The organism is Mycobacterium sp. (genome assembly GCF_049281135.1).
Lineage (GTDB): Bacteria > Actinomycetota > Actinomycetes > Mycobacteriales > Mycobacteriaceae > Mycobacterium.
Window position 1 is genome coordinate 1 of the sequence record NZ_JBAPRN010000512.1, and the last position, 2,501, is coordinate 2,501.

At 67.4% G+C, this 2,501-nt stretch carries 1 protein-coding gene; it reads left to right on the forward strand.

Going from position 1 to position 2,501, the window contains the following annotated elements; all coding sequences use genetic code 11:
• Window positions 1-2,501: acyltransferase domain-containing protein (locus tag WAN02_RS20390; RefSeq protein ID WP_422266041.1), on the forward strand; the 2,501-nt coding region annotated here is incomplete at both ends.

Consider the following 2,501-nt stretch of genomic DNA (forward strand, 5'->3'; position numbering starts at 1 on the left):
CCGCGCATCTGCGCGTGCTGACCGCCGTCTCCGACTGGCCGCGCTACGGCGGGTATGCCGTGGCGGGTGTGTCCAGCTTCGGCTTCGGTGGCGCCAACGCGCACGTGGTGCTGCGTGAGGTGCTACCCCGCGACGTGATCGAGCGTGAGCCCGAACCGCAGCCCGAGGCTGAGACCGGGGCAGCCGCCGAGGAGCACGGGGAGCTGATCGGCGGGGTGCGTTTTGACGAATACGGCGAGTTCATTGATTCGGCCGAAGGCGGGAGCACGCCGGCCGATGACGAATACGAGTTGCCCGGCATCACCGATGAAGCCGTCCGGCTCAAAGAGATCGCGCTGGAAGAGCTTGCGGCCGAAGAAGTCCCGGTGCCCATGGTGCCGTTGCCGATCTCGGCGTTCCTGACGTCGCGCAAGCGGGCGGCCGCGGCCGAGCTGGCCGACTGGATGGAAAGCCCCGAGGGCCACGCTTCGTCGCTGGAGTCGATCGGCCGGGCCCTGTCGCGGCGCAACCATGGCCGTTCCCGCGCGGTGGTGCTGGCCCACGACCACGAAGAAGCGGTCAAGGGTTTGCGCGCGATCGCCGATGGCAAGCAGAAGCCCTACGTGTTCAGCACCGACGGACCGGCGACCAATGGCCCGGTCTGGGCGATGGCCGGTTTTGGTGCGCAGCACCGCAAGATGGGCAAGAACCTGTACCTGCGCCACGAGGTGTTCGCCGAGTGGATCGACAAGGTCGACGCGCTGATCCAGGACGAGCGGGGCTACTCCGTCCTCGAGCTGATCCTCGACGACTCGGTCGACTACGGCATCGAAACCAGCAACGTCGTCATCTTCGCGATCCAGATCGCGCTCGGTGAGGTGCTCAAGAGTCATGGCGCGAAACCCGCTGCGGTGATTGGCCAGTCGCTGGGCGAACCCGCATCCGCCTACTTTGCCGGCGGGCTCTCGCTCGCCGACGCCACCCGGGTGATCTGCTCGCGCTCGCACCTGATGGGCGAGGGCGAGGCGATGTTGTTCGGCGAGTACATCCGGTTCATGGCGCTGGTCGAATACTCCGCCGACGAACTCAAGACGGTGTTCGCCGACTTCCCCGGCCTGGAGGTGTGTGTCTACGCCGCGCCGAGTCAGACCGTTATCGGTGGCCCGCCCGACGAGATCGACGCGATCGTCGCCCGCGCCGAGGCGGAGGGACGCTTCGCCCGCAAACTCCAGACCAAGGGCGCCGGCCACACCTCGCAGATGGATCCGCTGCTGGGCGAGTTCTCCGCTGAGCTGCAAGGTATTTCGCCGAGCAGCCCGAATGTCGGGATCTTCTCGACGGTGCACGAGGGGACCTACGTCCGGCCGGGTGGCGAGCCGATCCACGATGTCGCCTACTGGCTCAAGGGCATGCGGCACTCGGTGTACTTCACCCACGGGGTGCGCAACGCCGTCGACAACGGATACACCACGTTCCTGGAGCTCGCGCCGAACCCGGTCGCGCTGATGCAGATCGGGTTGACCACCGCGGCCGCGGGATTGCCGGACGCACAGCTGATTCCGACCTTGGCCCGCAAGCAGGACGACGTCGAGTCGATGATCTCGGCGATGGCCCAGCTGTTCGTGTTCGGGCACGACCTCGACATCCGCACACTGTTCACCCGCGCCACGGGTCCAGAAGATTTCGCCAACATCCCGCCGACCAAGTTCCGCCGCAAGGAGCACTGGCTGGACGCGCACTTCTCCGGCGACGGCTCGGTACTTATGCCCGGCACGCACGTGGCGATGCCCGACGGCAGGCATGTCTGGGAATACGCACCGCGCGGTGAGGCCGATCTGGCCGCTCTGGTGAGAGCCGCTGCGACGCAAGTGCTTCCGGATGCGGTGCTGACCGCCTCCGAGCAGCGCGCGGTGCCGGCCGCTAATGCTCGGCTGGTCACGACGCTGACCCGTCACCCCGGTGGCGCGGCCGTGCAGATCCACGCGCGCATCGACGAGTCCTTCACGCTGGTCTACGACGCGCTGGTGTCGCGGGCAGGGCAGGCTTCGGTGCTGCCGACCGCCGTCGGCGCGGGTGCGGCGGTCGCAGCCACGCAGACCTCGGTGGTCGCGCCGGTCGCCGAAGAGCCCGAAGCCAGTGCCGTGACCGACAGCCTGACCGCCCGACAGATCGGCGCTTTGGGCCGTTGGACACCGGATTCCGGTGAGACGATTCGTGATCGGCTGGCAGCCATCGTGTCGATGGCGATGGGCTACGAGCCCGAGGACCTGCCTTGGGAGGTCCCGCTGGTCGAACTCGGCCTGGACTCGATGATGGCCGTGCGGATCAAGAACCGCGTCGAGTACGACTTCGACCTGCCGCCGATTCAGCTGCAGGCGGTCCGCGACGCCAACCTCTACAACGTCGAGAAGTTGATCGAGTACGCGATCGAGAACCGCGACGAGGTGCAAGATCTGCACGAGCGCCAGAAGACGCAGACGGCCGACGAGATCGCCGCCGAGCAGGCCGCGATCCTGGCAGGC